Below are 6,310 nucleotides of genomic sequence, written 5' to 3' on the forward strand. Positions count from 1 at the left end.
GCACTACCGGGGCCCGGCGCTGGTGCTGCGCGCACGGCCTTGATGGTAGTGCCGGCCGCTGGCCGGCTCTCGACCCATCTGCCGGGTCCCCAAACGCAGAGAGCCGGGCAATGCCCGGCTCTCCTTGGTGACGGCTGCGATCAATGACCGATCAGAACGACCAGGTGAACGTCAGGCCACCATTGCGGCCATCACCGTACGCGCCGTACCCGTTGATCTGCGAGAAGTACGTCTTGTCCAGCAGGTTGTTGAGGTTGGCCTGCACGCTGAACGCCGGCGAGATGCGGTAGCGCACGAACGCGCTGACCAGCGCATAGCCACCCTGCTCGATACGGCCATAGGCCGGCACCGGATAGTAGATGCCGTTCTGCCAGTTGGCCCCGCCACCGACCGTCAGCGCGCTCAGCGACTGCGGGGTGTAGCTGGTGAACAGCTTGATGGTGGTCTGCGGCAGGTTGGTGTTGATGTCCGCATCGTTGATGTCCTTGGCCACGTAGCGCGAGGCACCGAGGGTCGCGTTCCAGCCCGGGGCCAGTTCGCCGTTGAGCTCGAACTCGAAACCGCGGCTCACCGTGCCGCGCGCGGCGATGTAGGCGAACTCACCCGGGCGGCTGGGGATCAGCTCGCTGGTGACCTGTGCGACGTTGTCCTGCTCGATGCGGAACGCAGCGACGAAGGCGTTCAGGCGATTGTCGAACCAGGCGCCCTTGACGCCGATTTCGTAGCTCTTGCCGTCCACCGGATCGAGGTAGCTGCCGCTGCGGTCGCGCGCCGTCTGCGGCTGGAAGATCTCGGTATAGCTGGCGTAGGTGGAGTAGGTGTCGTTGATGTCGAACACCAGGCCGGCGTACGGAGTGGTGACCTTGTGCGAACGGTCATCGCCTTCACCTTCGCTCTTCCAGTCGGTGTAGCGCGCGCCCAGGATGAGCTTGAGCGGATCGGCCAGCGACAGGCGGGTGGCGACGTAGCCGGCTTTCTGGGTGATGGTGCCTTCGCTCTGCAGCGGCAGGGTGCCGACCCAGTTCGGTTCGGGGAAATCCGCCACACCGGCCAGATAGTTGTCCAGCGGCGCCCAGCCCATCTGGTAGTCGCCGTAGTTGGCGAACTCGCGCTTGTTGTAGCTCAGGCCGGCCATGAACTGGTGCTCGCGACCGAACAGCTGGAACGGACCTTCCACGAAGCCGTCCACCGCATTGACCTTGCGCTCGGTGTTGTAGAACCCTGCCGAGGGCGTAACGCCGGCACCGGTGGTCTTGTCCAGCAGCGATGCACCGCTGGTCCAGTCGTTGTAGGCCGGGTAGAACAACTTGTCATCGGCTTTGGTCGTGTCGTGCGTTGCGCCGAGCTTGACCTTCCAGTCGTTGGCGAACGCATGCTCCAGCGTGGCGAACAGGCGCTTGCTGGTGGTATCCCAGTAGGTCCAGCGCGGGTTGGCGCTGAAGGACGCATCGAACGGGGTCGGGCTGCCATCGGAGAACAGCATCGGGAAGCCACCCCAGGTCGCGCCGTTCGCGCGCTTCTGCTGGTAGTCGTAGCCCACGCTCAGCTGGGTGTCCGGGGTCAGGTCGGCATCGATCACCGCATAGCCCAGCGTCTTGTGCTGATCGTAGCGGTCCATCTGCGATTCGGTATCCAGGTAGCTTCCGATCACGCGCGCGCGCACCGAGCCGCTGGCGTTCAGCGGGGTGGTCACATCCACCGTGCTGCGGGTGCGGCCCCAGCTGCCGACATTGACCGACACGTTGCCGGTCAGTTCGGCGCTGTCGGCGTGCTTGCGGATCAGGTTCACCGAGGCAGACGGGTTGCCGGCGCCGCTCAGCAGGCCGGTGGCGCCACGGACCACTTCCACGCGGTCATACAGGGCCAGGTCCAGGCCGGAATCGCCGTAGCTCCAGTTCTGCACCATCTGGGTCGGCAGGCCGTCGAACTGGTAGCTGTCGATGTAGAAACCGCGCGCATAGAACTCGGTGCGCTCGGTATCGGACTGGGTGCTGCTCACACCGGTGGTGTTGGCCAGCACGTCGATGATGTCATCGAGGTTCTGATCTTCGATGCGCTGGTGGCTGATGATGCTGACCGACTGCGGGATCTCGCGCGGGGCCAGATCGAAGCGGGTGCCGGCCGAGGTCCGGCGGACCGAATAGCCTTCGGCGCGCTCGCCCTTGACCACGATCTTGTCCAGGGTGGTGGCGTCAGGGGTCGCATCCTGCGCGAACGCAGGCGTAACGGCGAGGGCGCACAGCGCCACCATCAAGGCCTGCGGCAGCGGGCGACGGTGCATCGACGGGCGGGACAGCACGTGGGCGGAGCGGGTCATCGGCGTTTCCAGAAAGGCGGCAACGGGCAAGGCCGGCGTCCTGGGTGGCCTGCGGCGGAGCGGGTGGGGGCAGGAAGCGGCTGGCGGGGGCGGTGACCCGGCGCGGGCTCGATAACTGTTCACGGGTACGCATCCCTTGCGCGACCCGGATCACACTATGGTAATAGCAATGATTCGCATCATCAACCGCATCGGACATCGGCACCTATGCGCAAGGCCGGCGACTCCAGGCGCTCTCGTATTCATACTTCCCGCTGCCGAGCCCCCGCGGGCGCAGGCGCGCCTCGTGCGTCGCCGCAGCTACCCGCGCGCTGGGTTAACAGCCCCGTCGCTACCCTGAGCCTGCGCTGGGTGGACAGCCTGAGCCTCCGCGCGATTCGGCGGCCCCGCGCAGGCCAGGCCGCCTTCCTCCGCTGCAGGAGATGCCCATGGTCAGCAAGAATACGATCTGCCTCTGGTTCGACGGTACCGCGCTGGACGCCGCCACCTTCTACGCCGCCACCTTCCCGGACAGCGCGGTGCACGCGGTGCATCACGCACCGGGCGACTTCCCCTCCGGCAAGCAGGGGGACGTACTCACCGTCGATTTCACCGTCGCCGGCATTCCCTGCCTCGGGCTCAACGGCGGACCGGCGTTCAAGCACAGCGAAGCCTTCTCCTTCCAGATCGCGACCGATGACCAGGCCGAGACCGACCGGCTCTGGAACGCGATCGTCGGCAACGGCGGCGAGGAAAGCGCCTGCGGCTGGTGCCGCGACAAGTGGGGCCTGTCCTGGCAGATCACCCCGCGGGTATTGACCGACGCGGTGACCAGCAAGGACCCCGCCGTGGCCCGGCGCGCGTTCGAGGCGATGATGACCATGCGCAGGATCGACGTGGCGGCCATCGAAGCGGCGGTGAGGGGCTGAGACAACAGGCGCGGCGTGTTGCAGCGGACAGCAAGAACGATCAAATGGCGCGGCGCGCGCTGGGTTACGCTGCGGTCCCGTTCATCGGCATGGATCTGGCGGTATGGGTGCGGCACGCAGGGCCCTGTGGTACATCGAAAGCCACTTCGCTGAAAACCCGTCGCTGGCCGATATCGCCGGCGTGGTGGGGCTGTCGCCGTTCCATCTCTCGCGGCTGTTCCAGCTCAGCACCGGCACCTCGGTGGTGCGCTATCTGCGAGGCCGCCGGCTGACCCACGCCGCGCACCAGCTGGCGGCCGGGGCCGATGGCATTCTCGAGGTGGCCATTGCTGCCGGCTACGCCTCACACGCGGCCTTTACCCGCGCATTTTCCGAGCAGTTCGGACGTTCGCCCGAGCAGGTGCGCGAGCAGGGGCTGGCCGGCATGGTGTTGGTCGAGGCATTGAAGCTGATCGATCCCTCGACACCCTGCACGATCGAACCCCATCGCGCGCATCGCGGTGCCCTGCGCGTGGCCGGCATCGGTGCACGCCATACCGCCGCGACCGTCGCATCGATTCCTTCGCAATGGCAGCGCCTGGACGAGGCGCATGGGTTGGGCGCGCAGATCGCCTACGGCGTGTGCGGCAACAATGACGCTGACGGCGGCTTTGACTACATCGCCGGCGTGGAGATCCCTGCCTCCGCGCCCGTGCCCGCCGGCTGGCAGGCGATCTCGATCGCGCCCCGCGAGTATCTGGTGGCCTGGCATGCCGGGCACATTTCCGCGATCCGCTCCACCTGGTTCTGGCTGTTGAATGACTATCTGCCGGCGTCCGGCCTGACCCTGGCCGACGCACCGGACCTGGAGCGCTACGACGCGCGCTTCGATGACCGCAGCGGCCACGGCGGGGTGGAGATCTGGCTGCCGCTGGCCGACACGTTGCACCTCAAGGAGATTGACCCATGCGAATGACCGCCCGTTGTTGTGCCGCGCTGCTGGCGCTGTGCCTGCCCCTGTTTGCCGCTGGGGCCGTGCCGCCCGTTGGCGAGCGGCACGGCGTTGCACATACGCCCAGTGCGGCCGTGCGCGATGCCGACCACCGCGACAACGTGCGCTACACCGTGTGGTATCCGGCCCAGCCCGATGCGCAGGAAACCGCGCTGACGATCGGCCCGCCGGGGGCGCCCTTGTTCGAGGTCGGTACGGCGGCCGCCGATGCCGCCATCGCCAAAGGACGCTGGCCGGTCCTGCTGCTCTCGCACGGCAACGGTGGCAGTGCCCGGATGATGGGCTGGTTCGGCACCGCGATGGCGCGGGCCGGATACGTGGTGATCGCAGTGGATCATCCCGGCAACAACGGGGTGGACCCGATGACCGAGGCCGGCAGCATCCTGATGTGGAACCGCGTGGATGACCTGGCTGCCGCGCTGGCTGCCGTGCAGGCCGATAAGGTGCTGGCAGCGGAGATCGATACCACCCGGTTGGGCATCGCGGGCTATTCGGCCGGCGGGTTCACTGCCCTGGTCGCCGCGGGCGCACGCCCGGACGTGAAGCGGCTGCTGGCGTTCTGCCGCGCATATCCCGCCGATGGGGTATGCGCCCCGCAGGCGGAGAACCCGGCGCTGACGCTTGCCCGCCGGATGGCGGCTGCAGACACACCGGAACTGGCCCCATGGGTGGCCAAGGCCGGTGAGGATCGCGCCATCCCAGGCGTGGACGCCGTGTTCCTGATTGCGCCGGCCATGGTGCAGGCCTTCGCCCCGGAGGAACTGGAGAAGGTCACGCCGCCGGTCTCGATCATCGTCGGTGCAGCCGACACCGTGGCCTCGCCGGCCACCAACAGCGACGTGGCTGCCTCGGCACTTCCGAAGGCGACGCTGACCACCTTGCCGGCGGTGGGACACTACGACTTCCTGTCCAGCTGCACCGCTTTGGGCCAGACGCGCGTCGGCGCACTCTGCCAGGTGGCGGCCGACAAGCAGGCCACACACGGGGCCGCGATCACGGAAGCGACGGCATTGTTCGATGCTGCGCTGTCGGCCACGCGCTGACGCAGGTAGCTCCGCCCGGGCAACGTTCACGCCTTCCGAGCGCGGCACATCGAGGCCGCCGTCAGGGCCAGCAGCAAGGCGGCGTCGGCAGGCGATCCGCAATATCCTGTGCGCATGTCGACCTCCCGCCTCTCTACGTTCTTTCCCGCCCTGGCCGTGCTGGGCTCGGTCACCTCGCTGGCCGTCGGCACCTCGTATGCCAAACAGCTGTTCCCGCTGATCGGTGCGCAGGGCACCAGCGCACTGCGCGTGGGTTTCTCGGCGCTGGTGCTGCTGATGGTGTTCCGGCCGTGGCGCTGGACCACCTCGCGCGCGGATGCGGGGGCGATCTTCCGCTATGGCATCACGTTGGGGGTGATGAACCTGCTGTTCTACATGGCGCTGCGCACGATCCCGTTCGGCATCGCGGTGGCGATCGAATTCTGCGGGCCGCTGGCGGTGGCGATGTGGTCCTCGCGGCGGCCGGTCGATTTCATCTGGGTCGGCTGCGCGCTGGTCGGGCTGTTGCTGCTGCTGCCGCTGGGCCATGGCGAGCCACTGGATCCGGCCGGGGTGATGTTCGCCCTGGGCGCGGCGGTGTGCTGGGCGATGTACATCATCTTCGGCAAGCGTGCCGGCCATCTGCCGGCCGGGCACACCGTCTCGCTGGGGCTGTGCGCGGCGGCGCTGGTGGTGGTGCCGGTCGGCGTGGCGCACGCGGGCATGGCACTGCTGGATCCGAAGATCCTGCTGTTCGGGCTGGGCGTGGCGATCGTCTCCAGCGCGATCCCGATGTCGCTGGAGATGATGGCGCTCAAGCGATTGCCGAAGGAGACCTTCGGCATCCTGATCAGCATGGAGCCGGCGGTCGCCGCGCTGCTGGCGATGGGGTTGCTCGCCGAGCACCTGACCACGCTGCAGTGGGCAGCGATCGGCTGCACGGTGGTGGCCTCGGTGGGCAGTACGTTGACCGCGAAGCGAGCGGTGCCCGTGGTGCCGGGCGCGCCGGGGTGATCGTGATGCCGTAACCGGTAGTGCCGGCCGCTGGCCGGCTCCGCGATTACCGTGAGAT

General features: G+C 67.7%; 5 protein-coding genes. 4 read left to right on the forward strand and 1 reads right to left on the reverse strand.

Annotation, left to right across the window (positions count from 1 at the left end; all coding sequences use genetic code 11):
- Nucleotides 1-151 precede the first annotated feature (151 nt).
- Nucleotides 152-2,317 carry a ferric-rhodotorulic acid/ferric-coprogen receptor FhuE gene (gene fhuE, locus ABE472_RS18690; protein WP_346466776.1) on the reverse strand — a complete coding sequence of 722 codons (2,166 nt, stop codon included), beginning with the start codon at nucleotides 2,315-2,317 and terminating at the stop codon, nucleotides 152-154.
- Between the two features lie 428 nt (nucleotides 2,318-2,745).
- On the opposite strand from fhuE, the gene ABE472_RS18695 reads away from it, so the two are divergent.
- The 4 genes from ABE472_RS18695 to ABE472_RS18710 all read left to right on the forward strand — a co-directional run bounded on the left by ABE472_RS18695 (nucleotide 2,746) and on the right by ABE472_RS18710 (nucleotide 6,252).
- Nucleotides 2,746-3,225: a VOC family protein gene (locus tag ABE472_RS18695; RefSeq protein WP_070471854.1), complete on the forward strand. Its 480-nt coding sequence runs from the start codon at nucleotides 2,746-2,748 to the stop codon at nucleotides 3,223-3,225.
- Nucleotides 3,226-3,328: 103 nt separating this feature from the next.
- Complete coding sequence (locus ABE472_RS18700; protein WP_313212696.1) at nucleotides 3,329-4,180, forward strand: AraC family transcriptional regulator; 852 nt, start codon at nucleotides 3,329-3,331, stop codon at nucleotides 4,178-4,180.
- Nucleotides 4,171-5,259: an alpha/beta hydrolase gene (locus ABE472_RS18705; RefSeq protein WP_346466777.1), complete on the forward strand. Its 1,089-nt coding sequence runs from the start codon at nucleotides 4,171-4,173 to the stop codon at nucleotides 5,257-5,259. Before ABE472_RS18700 ends, ABE472_RS18705 begins: the two co-directional genes overlap by 10 nt.
- Nucleotides 5,260-5,373: 114 nt before the next feature.
- On the forward strand, nucleotides 5,374-6,252 hold the full coding sequence (locus ABE472_RS18710; RefSeq protein ID WP_346466778.1) for an EamA family transporter: 879 nt from the start codon (nucleotides 5,374-5,376) through the stop codon (nucleotides 6,250-6,252).
- The last annotated feature ends 58 nt before the right edge of the window (nucleotides 6,253-6,310 follow it).

It is taken from the genome of Stenotrophomonas sp. TWI809 (assembly GCF_039673205.1).
In the GTDB taxonomy this organism is placed as follows: domain Bacteria; phylum Pseudomonadota; class Gammaproteobacteria; order Xanthomonadales; family Xanthomonadaceae; genus Stenotrophomonas.

Bases quoted from the DNA above. Each gene is read 5' to 3' on its own strand.
- ABE472_RS18710 (WP_346466778.1), top strand. From the start codon at position 5,374: ATGTCGACCTCCCGCCTCTCTACGTTCTTTCCCGCCCTGGCCGTGCTG.
- ABE472_RS18705 (WP_346466777.1), top strand. From the start codon at position 4,171: ATGCGAATGACCGCCCGTTGTTGTGCCGCGCTGCTGGCGCTGTGCCTG.
- fhuE (WP_346466776.1), bottom strand. From the start codon at position 2,317: ATGACCCGCTCCGCCCACGTGCTGTCCCGCCCGTCGATGCACCGTCGC.
- ABE472_RS18695 (WP_070471854.1), top strand. From the start codon at position 2,746: ATGGTCAGCAAGAATACGATCTGCCTCTGGTTCGACGGTACCGCGCTG.
- ABE472_RS18700 (WP_313212696.1), top strand. From the start codon at position 3,329: ATGGGTGCGGCACGCAGGGCCCTGTGGTACATCGAAAGCCACTTCGCT.